Origin of the sequence: Desulfofundulus sp. (assembly GCF_049701015.1) — a bacterium.
Lineage (GTDB): Bacteria > Bacillota > Desulfotomaculia > Desulfotomaculales > Desulfovirgulaceae > Desulfofundulus.
Window position 1 is genome coordinate 1 of the sequence record NZ_JBNATZ010000025.1, and the last position, 16,783, is coordinate 16,783.

Sequence of the window (16,783 nt, forward strand, 5' to 3'; positions counted from 1 at the left end):
TGCTCAATTTATATTCTATGTGACCATAATGACCCGGATAAATTTTTTAAAGTTGCTTGTTTCTTGACAAAAAGGTTGCTCTTGATATAGAATAGGCACAACTTGTTAAAAAGAGGTGAAGGGTATGCCCGAACAAGAGCTTGAACTGGAAGAGGTAGTCACACTGGTGGATGAAGACGGCAAGGAGCAGGATTTTGAAGTTATTGACATTATACATCTGGACGACTCAAAATATGCCGTTTTGCTTCCTCTCGAAGAAACTGGTGATGATGAGGCGGCGGCTGATGAGGGCGAGGCCATCATCCTGAAGTTTGAAAAAGATGAAGACGGAAATGAAATCCTGGTCGATATCGAAGATGACGAGGAGTGGGAAAAGGTAGCTGACTACTGGGAGGAAATGGTGGCCGGTGAGGATTCCTGATGCGAACAGGATGGGTTACAGGTAGAAAAGAGCTGGGGACAGGGGTACCTGGATCATCCAGCTTTTTTATTTCCTCAGTAGTTAATGCCGGTAACTTTACCGGCTCCTCCGTATAACTTGTGTTTCCCAATACATAAAAAGCTGGCGATGGAACTTTTTAACCCTTTATGTCGTCTTAAGACAGGGGGGAGAAAATGAAGAGGACTCATTTTATCATCGTCGGTTTTATAATTGGTGTTTTTCTGGTGGTTGGCGCTGTCAGTACCAGCTCTGTTTATGGCCGTGAGCAGATTGTGCCGGGTGTCCGGGTAGCCGGTATAGATCTTTCCGGTATGAGCAGGGAGGCCTGCCGGCGGAAGCTGGTTTCTCTGGCAGAAAAGCTTAATGAGACTCCGGTAGTTTTTCACTATCAGGATCGCACCTGTACTTTTTCCCCACTGGAAATTGGCCTGCGTCTGGATGTACAAACCATGTTAACCAGGGCTACGCAGGCCGGCCGGGATGTGCAATGGTGGCTGCAGTGGTACAGGCAATGGAAAATCAGGAAGGAAGGGTATGAACTTCCTCTGGTTGTGGTCCTCAACCGGCAGAAATTCGACCAAAAACTTGATGCTCTGGCTGAAGAGATTGTTGCTCCACCCCGGGATGCCGCCTTTCGCGTTCTACCCGATGACCACATTGAAATTATTCCGGGCTGCGATGGAATGAAAGTGGATGAAGAACAGGCCTACCGGGATCTGCTCTCTGCCCTTTCCGCAGGTAAAAAGCCCGAAGTACAGCTTCATATGGTGCATGTGAAGCCCCGGATTACCACGGAAGAGGTCCGGGCGATGGGGCTAAAAGGTCTTCTGTCGTCTTATACCACCAGTTTTGATGCTTCCTACACGGACCGGGCTTATAATATCCGGGTGGCTGCAGCCGCTCTGGATGGCTTGCTCGTCCCGCCGGGTCAGGAGGTCTCCTTTAACAAAGTGGTTGGACCCAGGAGTTCGGAAGCCGGCTATAAAAATGCCAAGGTCATTGTCAATAACCAGCTGGTGGACGGCCCCGGGGGGGGAGTATGCCAGGTTAGCACTACACTATATAATGCGGTTTTGCTGGCCAACCTGGAAGTACTGGATCGTACCAATCATTCTCTACCTGTCACCTATGTTCCCATTGGCCGGGATGCTACGGTTGTTTACGGGGCTATTGATTTTCGCTTCCGTAATAATACTGAAAGTTATATTTATATACGTTCCGTCGTTAACGGTAACCGGCTGACATTCAAAATTTACGGAAATACAGACTTCAAGGTACCGGTGGAACTTCGAAGCCGGATAACGGAGGTTCTGGAGCCAAAGGTTATCCGGGAACCCGACCCCAATCTGGAAAAGGGCGAACAGGTGGTCAAGCAGAAAGGTGTCCGGGGTTACCGGGTGGTAACAGAGCGTGTTGTGAAGGTAAACGGCCGGTTATTTACTGAACGGCTTGCGGATAGTTTGTATGAGCCGGTGGATGAGGTGGTAGCTATAGGTACAAGGGAACCAAGTACCGGACCGGTGGTCCCTCATCCTTCGCCCGTTCAGAAACCCGAACCGGAGCCCCAAAAGCCCGTTCCAGATGATTCCACTGAGAAAACACCCGTAGGCGGGGTGGAACAAAAAACTACAGAAAAGCTTCCCGGGTCAAACACGGGTGGGGACATGGTTCCACAGGGACAGCAACCTCCTGGAACTAATGACAGTTCTCCTCATGTTTCCCCTCAACCGGCTCCAACTGAAAAATCTGCTTTCTGAGGGGCCGTTGTCCCTGCAGGTGAATTGTTGTATAATGTGTTAATTAAAGCGGGCAGGTAAATACAATGGAGAATCTGTCAGGTTTCGTGAAACTAAAGGAAAAAAAGCTGTTGCTGGCCGGAGGTACGGCTGTTCTAGGGCTTTTTTTGCTCATTAGCATTTTGCGGATGTTCTTTCCGGTTGCCTCCGGCCACGCCCGGACAATTTACATCACCATTCCCCGGTCTGCTTCCAGCAGTAGCATCGGTCGTCTCCTTTATGAACAGGGTCTGGTGCACAGTGCCTGGTTTTTTAATTTTTTCACCCGCCTGAAAGGTGTTGACGGTAAGCTCAAAGCGGGTTCTTATGTCTTCTCCACCGATCAGTCCCTGCCGGAGATTGTCAACGAACTGGTTAAAGGGCCTGAAGGCGGGTATATTTTTACCGTTCCTGAAGGGTTTACCCTGAAACAGATAGCTGAGCTGCTGGATAGGGAGGGACTGGTAACCCGCCAGGATTTTCTGACTTCATCCGCCGGGGATAATTTCGATTATCCCTTTCTGCAGGGGCTTCCCAAGGGGCCAAACCGGCTGGAGGGGTATCTGTTCCCTGATACCTACCGGGTTGGGGGGAACGCCAGCGCTCATGAAATTATCGACCTGATGTTATCACGTTTTAACCAGAAGTTAAAGGAGATGGATTATTACCGGAAAGTTGAAAAAAGTGGTCTGACACTGCATCAGGCGGTGACCATTGCTTCCATGGTAGAGCGGGAAGCCCGTGTGGACCGGGAGCGCCCTTTAATAGCAGGAGTTATTTTAAACCGCTTAAAGCGGGGCATGCCCTTGCAGGTCGATGCCACGGTACAGTATGCCCTGGGCAGTCAAAGGGCAAAACTGTACTATAAGGACCTGGAGGTGGATTCCCCCTATAACACATATCTGAACAGAGGTCTTCCTCCAGGCCCCATAGCCTGTCCCGGGGAAGCCTCCCTGCTGGCCGCAGTGCAACCGGTCAGGACAAATTATCTCTATTATGTGGCCAGGCCCGACGGTACTCATGCTTTTGCAAGTACGCTGGCTGAACATAATGCTAATAAGAGAAAGTACCTCCGTTAAAGCAGGGTCTGAATGAAGGTGATTCACGTATGGTTGTCCCGGAGCTCCTGGCTCCGGCCGGAGACCTCGAAAAACTGAAGGCAGCCATAATTTACGGCGCCGATGCCGTATACCTGGGTGGGAAAAGGTTTGGCCTGCGGGAGAGGGCGGGTAATTTCACTCTGGAAGAAATGGCTGAAGGCGTGAAGTTCGCTCATGCCCGCGGTGTGAAGGTTTATGTCGCGGTGAACATCTTTGCCCACAACCAGGATCTGGTTGACCTGCCCGCATACTTGCGGCAGTTGGCGGAAATGGGAGTGGACGCTGTGATTGTTTCTGATCCCGGTGTACTGGTCCTGGTGCGGGAAATAGCTCCGGGGTTACCGGTTCATTTGAGCACGCAGGCCAATACCACCAACTGGATGGCTGCCCGTTTCTGGCAGGAGCAGGGAGTGGCCAGGATTGTCCTGGCCAGGGAACTTTCCCTGGAGGAAATCCGTGAAATTCGCCGGCAGGTGCAGGTTCCCCTGGAAGTTTTTGTCCATGGGGCTATGTGTATCTCCTATTCCGGGCGGTGCCTGTTGAGCAACTACATGACCGGCCGGGATGCCAACCGGGGAGATTGTGCCCAGGCGTGCCGCTGGCGCTACGCTCTCGTGGAAGAAAAACGGCCGGGCGAGTACTTTCCTGTGGAGGAAGATGCCCGGGGCACCTACATTTTAAGTTCGAGGGATCTCTGTCTTTTAGAGCATATTCCCAGTCTGGTTGAGGCCGGGGTTGATAGTTTAAAGATTGAAGGTCGGGTAAAAAGCCTGCACTATGTGGCTACAGTGGTTAGTGTTTACCGGCAGGCCCTGGATGCCTGCCGGGTGGATCCAGCCCGCTATCAGGTTCAACAACGGTGGTTGGAAGAACTGGGCAAGGTCAGCCACCGGGAGTATACCACCGGTTTTTTCACCGGTGCCCCGGTGAAAGCGGCTCAGGGTGCGGTAGACTCCATTTATCACCGCCCCTATACTTTTGTTGGTGTGGTACGGGATTATAACCCCGACAGGGGGCTGGCCCTGGTGGAACAGAGGAACCGTTTTGCCCGGGGTGAAGAGCTGGAAGTGCTGCTTCCCGGTGGGCATATCTTCTCTTTTACCTTGAATGCTTTATATGATGAAGATATGAACCCGGTTGAGGCGGCACCTCACCCAAGGCAAAGAGTTTATATGCCTGTTCCCCGCCCCGTGCAACCATGGGCTCTTTTGCGCCGGCGTGAGGAGTATAATAATTAGTTCTCCTGGCCATTCTATTGGATAAAAGTGGCACAGGATGTGGAACTTGTGAAGGAGAGGCGTAAACGGACCCTTTTCCTCTTTTTCTTGTTGTGTTTTGCCCTTTTAATTTTCCATCTCGCTGTTATTCAGCTGGAGCGGGGAAGTGAGTATGCTTTCTTGGCCCTGGAAAGGGGCACCCGGTCGGTAATTCTGGAAGAATATTCCCGAGGAGAAATCCTGGACCGGCATCTACAGCCCTTGACCGGTAGTTTTGATGCCAACAGGGTGGTGGTTTTCCCGGAGTTGATCAGGGACAGACGGGAGGTTGTCACCTCCCTGGCCAGCATTCTGGGAGTGCCGGTAGAAAAAATAACCCCATATTTTGAGGGACAGCCATCTTATTTACCCTTTCCGCTCACTCCAGGTCAGGCAAAAAATATCCGGGAGCACCAGTGGCCAGGAATTCTTGTTTTGCCGGTTCATTTTCGCTACGGCCCCACGCCCCTGGCTGCCGCGGTGGTCGGGTATCTGGGAAGGGTCCAGTCAATGGAAGCGTTACAATACTTGAGTGGCCAGAACCACAAAAAGTACAGCTTAAACGACTGGATCGGTGAGGCCGGTCTGGAAAAATACTATGAAAGCGAACTGAAGGGAACGCGGCCCAGGAGTTCCGCCCGGTTGTTCGTTGATGCCGCGGGCAGGCCCATACCGGGACTGGGTATTGCTGTTGATCTGCAGTCGGAGGATCCGGGACGGCAACACCTGGTTACCACCCTGGATGCCAGGATCCAGCGGGTGGTTGAGGAAGTAGTGGACCGGCGGATTAAAAAAGGAGCTGTAGTGGTTATGGAGCCCCATACCGGGGACATTCTGGCCCTGGCCAGCCGCCCCGTTTATGACCCCCGCCCCCGCTATCTGCCTGAATACCTTGCTGCAGGTGAAAAAGGAACCTTTACCGACAAGACCACAGCTCTGTTCACCCCGGGTTCGGTATTCAAGGTAGTGGTGGCGGCTGCTGCTCTGGCGGAAGGAATTGTAAAACCTGAAAGCGAGTTTAATTGCCGCGGGAGTTTGGACCAGCCCGTACGCTGCTGGTATGCTCCCGGTCACGGTGTCATCAGTTTTAGCCGGGCCTTTGCGGAATCCTGCAACCCGGTATTTGCCCGGGTGGGATTAAAGCTGGGGGCGGGGAGACTCATCGAGTACGCCAGGCGTTTCGGGCTGGATAACCAGACAGTTACGGGATATCCTGTACCACCCGATGAGCGTCAGAACTGGCAGCTGGTTGCCGCACCCAACAACCTGGTCAATAGCAGTTTGGGTCAGGGACCGGTACTGGCTACTCCGGTTCAGATTACGGCCATGATGAATGTTATTGTTAACGAGGGTATTTATGTACAGCCGCGTCTTGTCCGTGAGTTGAGAAACGATGCCGGCCAGGTTACCCGTTCTTTCCCCCGGGGGCCCAGTCACAGGGCTGTTCCAGCATCCGTTGCCGCCCAGGTCAAGCAGATGTTGCAACTTGTGACTACGGAAGGGTTGGGCCGTCAGGCTTACGTCCCGGGTTATGGTAGTGCCGGGAAGACCGGTTCTGCGCAACTGGATGGACAGGATAAAGTAAATGCCTGGTTTACCGGTTACGCCCCCCTGCAGGATCCCCGGTACATAGTGACGGTTCTGGTTCAGGAGGGGGAAAGCGGAGGGGAAACGGCTGCCCCGGTATTCCGGGAGATTATGGAGAAGATTCTCAACCTTCCGCCGGAGTAGAGCCGGTGGATTACTTATTTTTATGTCATTACCTTTCTATCATACATTGACTGCTTAGTAAAAGTATAGTAGGATAATAGTATAATTTGATTCGGGAGTGTTGCGGATGATGATCAAGGGGGAAAAAATCCGTGCCCTGCGGGAAGAGCGAGGATATACATTACAGGACCTGGCCCGGCGGGCCAATCTTTCCCTGTCGTATTTGAGCGAAATTGAGCGGGGTTCGAAGCGCCCTTCTTTAAAAACCATTGAGAAGCTGGCTGCAGCCCTGAATGTATCCAGGGCACAGCTCATAGAAGGCGATGTTACGGACAGTGGCCTTTCTCTGGGTGATAAAATTCGTATCATGCGCAGTGAAAAAAATCTTTCACTTCAGGAACTGGCCAGCCGGGCGGGTATTTCCCTCTCTTACTTGAGTGAAATTGAACGTGGTACCGTTTACCCCGCTTTAAGTACTTTGAAGCGTATTGCTGACGCTCTGGGAGTACCCCCCACTTCCATTATGGGTCAGGAAGGTTCTCTGGGTCATAAATTAAAGGCCCTCCGGGAGGAGTACGGGCTTACGCAGGCGCAGCTTGCAAATCTCGCGGGGGTCACGGCCGGGCTAATTGGGCAGATCGAACAGGGGAAAGTACAACCTTCTTTAAAGACTCTGGAAAAACTTTCCGAGGTAATGGGGGTTTCCCCGTGCTATTTTATTATGGAGCCGGGTGCAGTGGATCAAATGCTCAGTTTAATGAACCCGGAACTGCGTGAATTGCTTATGCATCCCAATGTGCAGTCGGTGTTGAACCTGGTCTGCAACCTCACCCAGAAGGAATTACAGTTTGTTTTGAATTTCATTCAGCTTTTTAAACGCTCCGACCTTTGCTGAGAAGAGGACGGCCTTTTGGTTTTAGCCCCTTTTTATCTTTATTTAAGACGCGGGCTAAAGTATTAACCTGAAATGGATATTGCAAGCGAAAATATTTTTATAGTATAGTAGCAACAAAGGGGGCATTACTTTCCATGCCTGCCTATGTAGTGAAAGATCTCTGTGCCGGCTGTGGAGTTTGCGCTTACGTCTGTCCCTATGCAGCCATAACTGTTGACGCCAGGGTGGCGACAATCGACCCTGTGTTGTGCCGGGAATGTGAAGAATGTATTCTCATCTGTCCGAACGGAGCGATTACTCTTTTATGTGAGGTGAGGTAGATGCCTGTCTATGATTTCAAATGTAACAGTTGCGGCCATAAATTTACCGTGCTGGTGGGGATTGATGAAAGGGACAGGGTTACGTGTCCCCAGTGTCAGAGCCGGGATGTGAGCCAGCTGATTACCGGCTGTGCCGTGCGCATCAAGGGTGGCAGTTGCGGTATAGGGACAAGCAGTTCTGGTTCGGCCGGCGGGTGAGGCATTTAATTTTGAGGGCTGGTAGCCCCAATCATAAGTGTTACACCTCGTGAATATGGTTGTGTGAACACTGTTGGTTTGGCGCATGGAAACGCTTTGGGGAAACTTGAACAGTGAGGGGGTTGGTGATCAATGATAAAGGCGAAGGATATGAACCGGGCTCAGATCACCCATACCTTTTGCAACTGGTGTAAGTATCGCCGCTGCGTTTTGGGTTATGATTATTGGGAGTGCGGCCTCGAAGAAGCGAAAAAGGAGAAAGAATGCCTGTACAGGCAGGCGGTGAGGAGAGAAGAAGGGCAATAGTGGCCAGGAATATCCTGCTGAGCTTAGCACCCGTGACTATCCTGGTGTAAATTGCGAGTGAAATGGTCAAGATCACTGTGTGCATGCTGAAGGTAATGGGCAACAGACGCACCAGATTGGTGACTGTTTGTAAAAGGGATACTGCTGCAATCTTTTTCCATTTAAGTGCAGGCCCAGGAGGGCAAAAACGGCCATAGCCATAACAATGCTTTCAGGCAAGTCCTGTACGGGCAGTGCCAGCAATGCCCGGGTTAATGTTTCTCCAAACATGTCGCAGGACCTCTCCGGTAAGAATAACCAGTTCTAAACTTTTACTTCGTTGTCAAGAAAGAAATTCCTGCCACCTGTCTGAAAAACAAACATTTTGCGAATGAGGGGCCGGGTCATCCCGGCCCGCTGTTTTTACAGGCTGGAGACCCGGTTTACAGGAATCCTTTTTCACTGCACGTTGGGCTATGTCGAAGCATAAGAGTTATTAAAAGGAGGTGCATAAAATGAGGAAAACTATTTTTCTTCTTGCACTTGGACTGGGGATGTTGTTACTCTGCATGGCGTTTCCGGTTGAGGCAGCAGAAATTGGGTCTGCAGGGAGTTATTCGGACAAGGTTAGCATCCTGGTCAGTCCGGAGGTGAAAGGACCTGGCGGAGCGTATGTCCTTGCTCCCGGAGCGGCGTATCTTTTGACTGTCGAGGTGAGGGATTGTTACAACCGGCCTGTACGGGGGGCCCTGGTCTTTTTTGAGGTGGCTTGCAACAATGTTGACCCTGCGCTGGATATTTCTGGTGGAGCGTTCAACGTAGAACCGGCACTGGCCGTTACTGATGTCCGGGGCATGGCAACTGCCGCTTTTACGGCTCCGGTGGATTTGGGACAGGCGGTGATAACTGTTCGTGTGTCCGGCAGATATGGAGTGGAAGTCTTGAAATCTATTCCGCTCGTAATCCTGGAAGAAGAAAATGGGTGGGCAGGAGAGGGAGGATTCTGAATGTGGATTGGCGGTGGTGTTCCTGTGCTTTTCTCACAATTATGGAACAGCCACCGCCTTCTATTTCCCGTTCTAGTTGTTCTGAGAAGTTTTTCACCCTGGTCGACCTGACGAACTAGTGGAGCAACTTTTCCAGTTCACCCCGGTTGAACCCCACCACTACCCGTTCCCCCACGGTAATGGTGGGTACAGCAAGCCGTCCGGTTTTTCGCACCATTTCGTTGCGGGCAAGTTCGTCCTCCGCTACGTTTTTCTCTGTAAATTTAACGCCCTTCTGGGAAAGAAACTCTTTCACCGTACGGCAGTGGGGTCAGGTTGGAGTGGTATACACTGTTACGGGTTCCGTAGTCACTTATAATACCTCCCGGTGGATAGATTTTTCCCCTGCGGGTAATTCTATTTTTTGAGTGAGGGATGAATTCTATACACCAGCGGGAAGGAATGACTAATCGCTGAGGGCGGGTGAGCTTTTTGAGCGGAAAAAAACTACACCGGTCTGAAACAGAAGCCGGGGCAAATGAGGAGATATCGGCGGAACTGGCCCTCGATATGGAACTGGCTTCCGCTACGAGGCCAGCCCGGCCGGGAGTGTCAGCCAGGAGAATAGGCACAATGGAAATCATTATGATTGGGCTGGCCGGCGTTATTGGTGCCGGTATTTTTGTGGCCAGCGGGGTTCCCGTGCGCATAGCCGGGCCGGCTGCAGTACTTTCTTACCTGGCCGGTGCACTGGTGGTTATCCCGGTGATGCTTTACCTGGCCGAAATGGAGGCTGCATGGCCTTCCACAGGGGCTTTCAGTGACTATGCCAACCGCTATCTGGGTCCCCTGATGGGTTTTGTCACCGGCTGGATGTACTGGTCTTCAGGTGTGCTCAGCATGGCGACGGAGGTAACGGCTTCTGCTCTGTTGGTGCATTGGTGGTTTCCCGGGTGGCCGCTGTGGTTGTTCAGCCTGTTCTTTTCTGTGCTCATAACCGGTATTAACCTGCTGGATATTCGCGGTTTCACCCGGATTGAAGGAGTGTTTTCGGGCATAAAAATAATGGCCTTATTTTTATTTATCCTGGTCGGTTTAAGTGCCTTGTCCGGGCTTTGGCCCGGCCGGGTACCGGCTGGAACTGTTAATTATTTTGCCTACGGGGGATTTCTTCCCCGGGGTGCAAAAGGAATTTTTGCCTCTCTCCTTCTGGTTATATTTGCTTATTCCGGCATCCAGGTGGTCTGTATGACGGCGGCACAGGCAGCCAACCCCAGGCTTACCATACCGCGTGCTATCGTTGGTACAGGCCTGACCGTAACGTTTTTATATACCGGCGCCATTTTCGTGCTGGTAGGTATTTTACCCTGGTTCACCGTTCCGGTTAATTCAAGTCCCTTTGTTGCAGTTCTCGAAAAGTTGCGCATCCCTTTCGGGAGTCACCTGCTAAACGCCATCATACTTACAGCGGTGCTTTCCAGCATGAATACCACCATGTTCGGAGTAACCCGAATGCTCAAGTCCCTGGCCGAAAGAGATGAGGCTCCTGGATTTTTATTAAAAACAGACCGGCGGGGCATACCTGTCCGGGCGCTGGCCGCGAGCAGCATTTTCTTGAGCATCGCCGTCCTTCTTGCTTATTTACTCCCGCAGAAGGTATTTCTCTATGTTGCCAGTGCCAGCGGCTTTATATCTCTTTTTAACTGGGCTGTGATCACAGTGACCTATATTCGCTTCCGCCACAAATTCTCCCGGTTAAGAGCACCCTTTACCGTACCGGGTTATCCCTATCTCCCCTATCTGTCCCTGTTTCTCCTGCTGGTGGTGGTAGCCTCGGTGCCTATGGCCCGCGACCAGATTCCCGGTATGATCAGTGGGTCGTTGCTGGCCATAGCTTACGCAACCATATTTCTCCTTTTTGTGAGGCGGCGCTATAAAGCGACCGCGGGGTAATTCAGGCGGGTACCGGTTTTTTTGAGCTAACGAGAAATTTTTGACGACTGGAAGCCACATAGATATTAATGTCACTCACAAAAAAGTGTTTTGATAATCAGAGCAAGCGATATATAATTGAAACTAGGTACAATTTTCTGAACATTCAACTATAAGCTTAGTTGAATGGAGGTGAATAGAAATGGCTTTTGTCACCTTCAACACCCAGCGACAGGCCAGAGACCTGTTCGAAAAGGGAAACTTACACTCAGCCCAGCTTCACCCGTCTCTGATCGGTTCATGGCTGAGGTCGCGCAACTATCGAGTGGATTCATTTATCGATGCCGCACCGGCAGTTCCCACCCGTCCTAGGAATGATCTGGAAAAGCTTCTGTTAAAAATCGCGGAGCCTTATTTTAAATACTTTGGCAATTTGTTGTTGATGTGTGATTGTGTTCTCGCGCTCAGCAATTCTCAGGGAGTGCTTCTTTATGTGGAAACACCCAACCCCGGGCTAAAAAGACTGGCGGTCAGACACAACTTTATGGTAGATGCCCTGTGGAGCGAAGAAGGCGTGGGCACCAATGCCATCGGCATGGCCCTGATCGAAAAGACAAACGTGTATCTTAACGGTTACGAGCATTATGCATATACCTGGCATCCATACTGTTGTGCCGCTTCTCCGATTTTTAACCCACAGACGGGGGATGTTGCCGGGGTGGTAGATTTGACCGGCTTTTCCGACAGGGTAAACCTGCACGCCATGGGCTGGGTGGCAGCGGTGGCCCGTTTGATTGAAGCTGAGCTCGCCAGGCACATCCTGAACAATAGAAACAATAGACGTAAAAACTGCCCTTCTCAAAACGCCTCTCATTTTTACCTCTGCGACGGTCCTGTATTAAAGAACTTATCCCGGCAAGTTATCGGAAACGATCCTGTTTTCTTGTCGGCTTTGGAATTGGCTGAAAAGGCTGCCAGGACAGAACTGAACGTGCTTTTAACCGGGGAAACCGGAACCGGTAAAGAGGTTTTCGCCAGGATGATTCATGAAAAGAGCAGCCGCGCCGCCGGGCCCTTTGTTGCCGTAAACTGCGGTGCCGTGCCAAAGGAACTGATGGCCAGTGAATTGTACGGATACCTGGAAGGAGCCTTTACCGGAGCCTCGCGGCGCGGTTACCCGGGACGATTTGAACAGGCTGATGGTGGGACTCTCTTCCTGGATGAGATTGGAGACGCTCCGCTCGAACTTCAGGTGGGGCTGTTGAGGGTCATCGAGGAAGGGTGTGTGTACAGGCTCGGCTCTGTTCGTCCAACCTCCGTCAATGTAAGGGTGCTGGCAGCTACCAGCAAGGACCTGGGGGCCATGATCCGGGAGGGGACCTTCCGCGAAGACCTGTACTACAGGTTGTCAGGCATTACGATTACGGTCCCTCCTTTGCGCGAACGCAGGGAGGACATCCCCCTGCTGGCAAAATACTTTTTAGACGTTGTGCGCAGCAAGAGCGGCCGCTGTTATGTATTCGAAGAGGAGTTAATGCAGGCTTTCCTGACTTATCACTGGCCGGGCAATGTGCGGGAATTGAAAAATACTATTGAACGTCTGGCCGGTCTGGCGGATGATGACCTTTTAACCGCCGGGCTGTTTTATCAATTAATACCCAAGAGCGTTGCAGCGCATCCAGAACAAAACGCGGAAACAGCAATCCTTGTAAATGCGATCAGGAAAGCCGGTGGAAATCTGAGCAGGGCCGCGGAAATACTTGGGATAAACCGCACTACATTGTACCGGCGGATAAGAAAGTACGGCCTCAAAAAAGAACATATCACGTAGACGCAGGCTGTTGTCCCCCCTCCCCGGCTTACCGGTGAGGTTTACATATTTGGCAACCTTGCTAAGAGTCCCGGTTCAGCCGGGATTCTTATTTATTGGACTTGCCTGCGGCTGTTGTTGCAGTATGGTGCAACAGTTCGTAACACCTGCAACAGGTGAGGCCCGCTGGACCGCAGGGTGTGTCTTTTTTGCCTGTCCCTGTAAGCTTTTGCAGTGTGGATGTTGGTTCACTAACTGGAATGCTTTTTGCGAGTTTAACCATTGTAGAAATATTATTAACATTCTGGAGGGGTGTTGAGGTTGAAGAAACACGAAGATTTTAACGGTAGGGAATCGTTTTACGAGTACCCTCCGTATTCTCCCCAGGACCTCCGGAGGCGGGAAGGGACTTTGCTGGCGGCAAGGTTGATGATCAACGCGGCTCTGACTGCCCCCTTCGCCGGCGGTGTTTCCCATATCGAGGCGGAACTGGTTTACGGGCAGGAGGTGCAGGAGCAAATCGCTCGGAAAGTGGAAGAGCTGGCTTATACTAACAAAGCCTGGGAGGATATGTTCAAGTACGAGGCGGTTATGGCCAGGGAATCCGACGCCGTGATCTTCCTGGGGTCCCGGATGGCGGAAGACAACCCCCTGGACGCCGGCTGTGGGATGTGCGGGGGCAAGCCGGATTGCAGCTATTTTTACGAGAGGAAAAAAACCCGGTACGGGATGGTGGACGCCACCGACCGCCGCTCGGAGACCTTGATCAGGGGTCCCCTCTGTACTGCAAGAGTAAGTGACCTGGGCTTTGCCGTTGGCTCAGCTCTGTGGATGGCGGCCAGGCTTTTCGTAGACGCCAGACCCTTTACCAGTATCGGGCTGGCCGGTCTGAAGCTGGGTTATTGCGGGAACTCCGGGGTGGTTGTCGGGATACTGGTGGCTACCCTGGCCAAGAACCCGTATGTCGATATCAACCCCGACTACCATCTCATCAACATGGCCAGGGTACTTGAAAGTGCACGGAAGCAGTATATTACCCCCCGTACGGTTACAACCTTTGACTACCGGAAATGGATCCCGAAGCCAGAGGAGGAGAAGTAACGATGGCAAGGTATGACGGCAGATTGGCCGCCCAGGAGCACCTCCTGGACGTGGCCAGAAGTATGGTGCAGGCTGCCTTCAAGGCCCCACAGACCACGGGCAGGGTCAAGCTGCAGGCCGAAATTGTCACCGGGGAAGACCTGGTTCCCATCATCGAACTACTGGGGGTCATGGCAAAGATCTCCCAGTTTGTAGCCTGGGATTACCAAACGATCAAGGGATCTTACGACGCCGGCCACCCGCCAGTCCTGGTCCTGTTCGGGACCGATGCCACCGTTTCGGAAATGGCCTGGAACTGTGGTGCCTGCGGTTTTCCGACCTGCAAAGAGTTCAATGCCTTTGCCAGGGAGAACAGGGGGCAGGGGCTGGTAGGAGGAGGCCCGTCGTGTAACTGGAAAATACTCGACTTGAGTATCGCCTGCGACTGGGCGGCAGCGGCGGCGTGGCATCACAATGTCGACAACAGGGTACAGGGCTCCACCGGCAGTGCGGCGGCAGCCCTTGGCTATTTGCCGGGTGCCAGTTCCATCATGGGGATATCGGTGGGCCCATGTAAAGAGTTGGTCTGGTACAGCAGGGAGATTATGAATAGAAAATTTTCTTACGAAGATCACATCAACACCATGTTCAGAACCATCCCCACCCATTTCCTGGCTTTTGCCGGCAGCGGAAAACCGGCCTTCAAAGCCGCCGGCAGGTGGTGGGAGGAAGTCCGATATATCAGATGGGATACTGAGCCGGAATCTGAGGAACGCCTTTACGAGGTCATCATGGAAATGGCCGATGTGATCGACAAGTATGGTCCTAAAGTCGCTCAGAAATATAAAGCGGGAGGGGGACATGATGCGTGATGTCTATGTGATCGGGGTAGGCATGATCCGTTTCGGCAAATACCCCGCGGCAACCATAAAAGGAATGGCTGCAGAAGCGGTCAACCTGGCCCTCAAGGATTGCGGCCTGGATAAGAATCAATTCCAGTCCGCCTATGTATCCAATTCGTTCTGGGGGATGTTCGAAAACCAGCACTCCATCCGGGGTCAGGTGATCTTAAGGTCCATGGGTATCCAGGGAATTCCCATCATCAATACGGAAAACGCCTGTGCTGGAGCCTCAACTGCCTTTCACCTGGCATACCTGGGTATTGCGGCCGGGGCCTACGATGTGTCCCTGGCCCTGGGGGTCGAGAAGATTTCCCATGAAAATAAAGAACTTTCTTTAAAATCATACGCTTCGTGTATGGATGTGGAGAAAAGTGCCGAGCAGATCAACCTCTTGCGAGAGCTGGACAAATTGTCCGGCTATCAAACAAACCTGGATGAACCCGGTCGTGGCCGCAGCATTTTCATGGATATCTATGCCGCAGCAGCCCGCTGGCACATGGCCAGGTACGGCAGTACCCAGAGGCAGCTGGCGGTGATTTCCGCCAAGAACCACTTTCACGGGAGCCTCAACCCCCTGGCCCAAATCCAAAAAAATATGACTGTAGAGGAAGTCCTCGCAGAACCGCTGGTTTCCTATCCCCTCACCAGGGCCATGTGTTCACCCGTAGGCGATGGTGCTGCCGCTGCCGTCCTCTGTTCTGGGAATTTTCTGAAAAGAATGACAGGAGCCCGCCCGGTCAAAATCCTTGCCTCGGTACCGGGTTCCGGTCAGGATCGTCCGGTTGACGGCGTTGATATCGGGGAACGCCTGTCAAGGCAGGCCTATCAGATGGCCGGGCTGGGTCCGGAGGATATTGATGTGGCCGAACTGCACGACGCCACCGCCTTTGGTGAACTGCACCAGCTGGAAGTCCTGGGGTTCTGCCCGCCGGGGGAGGGGGGGATTTTTTCGGAAACCGGCGCCACCAGGCTGGGCGGCAGGATACCCGTGAACACTTCCGGGGGGTTGGAATCCCGGGGACATCCTGTTGGTGCATCCGGTCTGGCCCAGATTTATGAAATAGTTACTCAACTGAGAGGAGAGGCTGGAAGCCGCCAGGTGGATGGTGCCCGGATAGGACTTACGGAAAATGGCGGCGGGAACATCGGGTACGAGGAAGCGGCCATGGTCATCCATATTTTTGAGGCCGTTAAGTAGCTGTGGAAATAGTTGAATAAACAAAGGAGGGTTTTGAGAATGGCGGTTTTTAAAGATACCGCGCAGATGTACGAAGTCCTTGGAGGGTTATGGAAGCAGTTGATCGAGCACCCTGAAAACGGGCAAAAGTTTAAGGAGTCGGGACTGACCGTTAAGTACAATTTATCTGACCCTGAAGGTACGCTCTGGGTCACTCCGGATGGCGTGTTCACAGGCAACCAGGATTTAAAGGCCGACGTTGAAATGACCCTTTCCGGCGATACCGCCCATAAATTCTGGTTGAAGGAACTTACGTTACCCGCTGCTCTGGCCAGGAGACTGATTGTCTCAAAGGGCCCCATGTCCAAGGTAATGAAACTGCTGCCTTTACTCAAGCCCCTGCACGACCTGTACCCGACCGTGTGCGAAAAATACAACCTGCCCAGGTAACTGTAAGGAGGCGAACATGATGAGTTCCGTCAACCTGCTTCCGCTGGCCCGCCACATTGAGGAGGTCGTCGAAAGAGAACCCGATAAAGAAATTTTAATCTTTGAATACGGTGAGTATCCGGAAGAAGTACTGACATACAAGGATATCTTTGTGAACGGTTGCAAAATGGCTAGGGTGCTCAAAGATAACGGAATCGGGCCGGGTGACACGTTCGCAGTACTGATGCGCAACCACCCGGAATTCGTCTACGCCCTCTGGGCGGCTTCCGCTACCGGTGCGGTCCTGGTTCCTATCGACCCCCGTTCCAGGGGCGACAAGCTTAGATACCAGCTGGAGAACTCCCGTGCCAGGGGGATTTTTGTAACAGCTGAACTGGTTGGCGAACTTGAGGCCGTCGGCCCCCTGCACCAGGATTTTAAAGTACTGGGAGTCATTTATAAGGATTTATTCGGGTTGCCTGTTAA

18 protein-coding genes are annotated in these 16,783 nt (G+C 52.3%); 17 read left to right on the top strand and 1 reads right to left on the bottom strand.

Translation table 11 applies throughout. The features are described from left to right. The first annotated feature begins 124 nt into the window (after positions 1 to 124). The 10 genes from ACPLUI_RS02880 (at position 125) to ACPLUI_RS02925 (ending at position 8,988) form a co-directional block, all read left to right on the top strand. Positions 125 to 421, top strand: coding sequence for a DUF1292 domain-containing protein (locus ACPLUI_RS02880; RefSeq protein WP_424658770.1), 297 nt, complete (start codon positions 125 to 127; stop codon positions 419 to 421). 194 nt (positions 422 to 615) lie between these two features. Next, on the top strand, positions 616 to 2,199 hold the full coding sequence (locus ACPLUI_RS02885; protein WP_424658771.1) for a VanW family protein: 1,584 nt from the start codon (positions 616 to 618) through the stop codon (positions 2,197 to 2,199). Between the two features lie 86 nt (positions 2,200 to 2,285). Continuing rightward, positions 2,286 to 3,296, top strand: coding sequence for an endolytic transglycosylase MltG (gene mltG, locus ACPLUI_RS02890; RefSeq protein ID WP_424658772.1), 1,011 nt, complete (start codon positions 2,286 to 2,288; stop codon positions 3,294 to 3,296). Positions 3,297 to 3,325: 29 nt separating this feature from the next. After that, positions 3,326 to 4,555 (top strand): peptidase U32 family protein, encoded by a 1,230-nt coding sequence (locus tag ACPLUI_RS02895; RefSeq protein ID WP_424658773.1) that lies wholly within the window; start codon positions 3,326 to 3,328, stop codon positions 4,553 to 4,555. Positions 4,556 to 4,594: 39 nt separating this feature from the next. Continuing rightward, entirely contained in the window at positions 4,595 to 6,304 is a 1,710-nt protein-coding gene (locus tag ACPLUI_RS02900) for a peptidoglycan D,D-transpeptidase FtsI family protein (protein ID WP_424658774.1), read from the top strand. Positions 6,305 to 6,410: 106 nt separating this feature from the next. After that, positions 6,411 to 7,178 (top strand): helix-turn-helix domain-containing protein, encoded by a 768-nt coding sequence (locus ACPLUI_RS02905; protein ID WP_424658775.1) that lies wholly within the window; start codon positions 6,411 to 6,413, stop codon positions 7,176 to 7,178. Positions 7,179 to 7,312: 134 nt separating this feature from the next. Beyond that, on the top strand, positions 7,313 to 7,498 hold the full coding sequence (locus ACPLUI_RS02910; protein ID WP_424658776.1) for a 4Fe-4S binding protein: 186 nt from the start codon (positions 7,313 to 7,315) through the stop codon (positions 7,496 to 7,498). Next, positions 7,499 to 7,696, top strand: a complete 198-nt coding sequence (locus ACPLUI_RS02915) for an FmdB family zinc ribbon protein (protein WP_424658777.1) — start codon at positions 7,499 to 7,501, stop codon at positions 7,694 to 7,696. A 132-nt stretch (positions 7,697 to 7,828) separates the two neighbouring features. Beyond that, positions 7,829 to 8,002: a hypothetical protein gene (locus ACPLUI_RS02920; protein ID WP_424658778.1), complete on the top strand. Its 174-nt coding sequence runs from the start codon at positions 7,829 to 7,831 to the stop codon at positions 8,000 to 8,002. Between the two features lie 494 nt (positions 8,003 to 8,496). Next, positions 8,497 to 8,988: a hypothetical protein gene (locus ACPLUI_RS02925; RefSeq protein ID WP_424658779.1), complete on the top strand. Its 492-nt coding sequence runs from the start codon at positions 8,497 to 8,499 to the stop codon at positions 8,986 to 8,988. Positions 8,989 to 9,103: 115 nt separating this feature from the next. Here the strand turns inward: ACPLUI_RS02925 and ACPLUI_RS02930 are convergent, their stop codons facing one another. Further along, on the bottom strand, positions 9,104 to 9,340 hold the full coding sequence (locus ACPLUI_RS02930; RefSeq protein WP_424658780.1) for a glutaredoxin family protein: 237 nt from the start codon (positions 9,338 to 9,340) through the stop codon (positions 9,104 to 9,106). 119 nt (positions 9,341 to 9,459) lie between these two features. Between ACPLUI_RS02930 and ACPLUI_RS02935 the strand changes: the two genes are divergently transcribed. The 7 genes from ACPLUI_RS02935 to ACPLUI_RS02965 all read left to right on the top strand — a co-directional run. Then, on the top strand, positions 9,460 to 10,920 hold the full coding sequence (locus ACPLUI_RS02935; protein ID WP_424658781.1) for an amino acid permease: 1,461 nt from the start codon (positions 9,460 to 9,462) through the stop codon (positions 10,918 to 10,920). A 181-nt stretch (positions 10,921 to 11,101) separates the two neighbouring features. After that, a complete protein-coding gene (locus ACPLUI_RS02940) occupies positions 11,102 to 12,730 on the top strand; it encodes a sigma-54-dependent Fis family transcriptional regulator (RefSeq protein WP_424658782.1) in 1,629 nt (542 codons plus the stop codon). Between the two features lie 300 nt (positions 12,731 to 13,030). Further along, positions 13,031 to 13,810, top strand: coding sequence for a DUF2148 domain-containing protein (locus ACPLUI_RS02945; protein WP_424658783.1), 780 nt, complete (start codon positions 13,031 to 13,033; stop codon positions 13,808 to 13,810). Between the two features lie 2 nt (positions 13,811 to 13,812). Beyond that, entirely contained in the window at positions 13,813 to 14,661 is an 849-nt protein-coding gene (locus tag ACPLUI_RS02950; protein ID WP_424658784.1) for a DUF2148 domain-containing protein, read from the top strand. Beyond that, positions 14,651 to 15,889: a thiolase family protein gene (locus ACPLUI_RS02955; RefSeq protein ID WP_424658785.1), complete on the top strand. Its 1,239-nt coding sequence runs from the start codon at positions 14,651 to 14,653 to the stop codon at positions 15,887 to 15,889. Before ACPLUI_RS02950 ends, ACPLUI_RS02955 begins: the two co-directional genes overlap by 11 nt. A 39-nt stretch (positions 15,890 to 15,928) precedes the next feature. Then, a complete protein-coding gene (locus ACPLUI_RS02960; protein ID WP_424658786.1) occupies positions 15,929 to 16,318 on the top strand; it encodes a hypothetical protein in 390 nt (129 codons plus the stop codon). 16 nt (positions 16,319 to 16,334) lie between these two features. Continuing rightward, the coding region (locus tag ACPLUI_RS02965; RefSeq protein ID WP_424658787.1) for an AMP-binding protein at positions 16,335 to 16,783 on the top strand (449 nt) is incomplete at its 3' end.

What these genes read in the sequence shown, in the direction of transcription:
- ACPLUI_RS02950 (WP_424658784.1), top strand. Translation starts at nt 13,813, where the DNA reads ATGGCAAGGTATGACGGCAGATTGGCCGCCCAGGAGCACCTCCTGGAC.
- ACPLUI_RS02920 (WP_424658778.1), top strand. Translation starts at nt 7,829, where the DNA reads ATGATAAAGGCGAAGGATATGAACCGGGCTCAGATCACCCATACCTTT.
- ACPLUI_RS02885 (WP_424658771.1), top strand. Translation starts at nt 616, where the DNA reads ATGAAGAGGACTCATTTTATCATCGTCGGTTTTATAATTGGTGTTTTT.
- ACPLUI_RS02910 (WP_424658776.1), top strand. Translation starts at nt 7,313, where the DNA reads ATGCCTGCCTATGTAGTGAAAGATCTCTGTGCCGGCTGTGGAGTTTGC.
- ACPLUI_RS02940 (WP_424658782.1), top strand. Translation starts at nt 11,102, where the DNA reads ATGGCTTTTGTCACCTTCAACACCCAGCGACAGGCCAGAGACCTGTTC.
- ACPLUI_RS02880 (WP_424658770.1), top strand. Translation starts at nt 125, where the DNA reads ATGCCCGAACAAGAGCTTGAACTGGAAGAGGTAGTCACACTGGTGGAT.
- ACPLUI_RS02925 (WP_424658779.1), top strand. Translation starts at nt 8,497, where the DNA reads ATGAGGAAAACTATTTTTCTTCTTGCACTTGGACTGGGGATGTTGTTA.
- ACPLUI_RS02955 (WP_424658785.1), top strand. Translation starts at nt 14,651, where the DNA reads ATGATGCGTGATGTCTATGTGATCGGGGTAGGCATGATCCGTTTCGGC.
- ACPLUI_RS02895 (WP_424658773.1), top strand. Translation starts at nt 3,326, where the DNA reads ATGGTTGTCCCGGAGCTCCTGGCTCCGGCCGGAGACCTCGAAAAACTG.
- ACPLUI_RS02915 (WP_424658777.1), top strand. Translation starts at nt 7,499, where the DNA reads ATGCCTGTCTATGATTTCAAATGTAACAGTTGCGGCCATAAATTTACC.
- ACPLUI_RS02960 (WP_424658786.1), top strand. Translation starts at nt 15,929, where the DNA reads ATGGCGGTTTTTAAAGATACCGCGCAGATGTACGAAGTCCTTGGAGGG.
- ACPLUI_RS02905 (WP_424658775.1), top strand. Translation starts at nt 6,411, where the DNA reads ATGATGATCAAGGGGGAAAAAATCCGTGCCCTGCGGGAAGAGCGAGGA.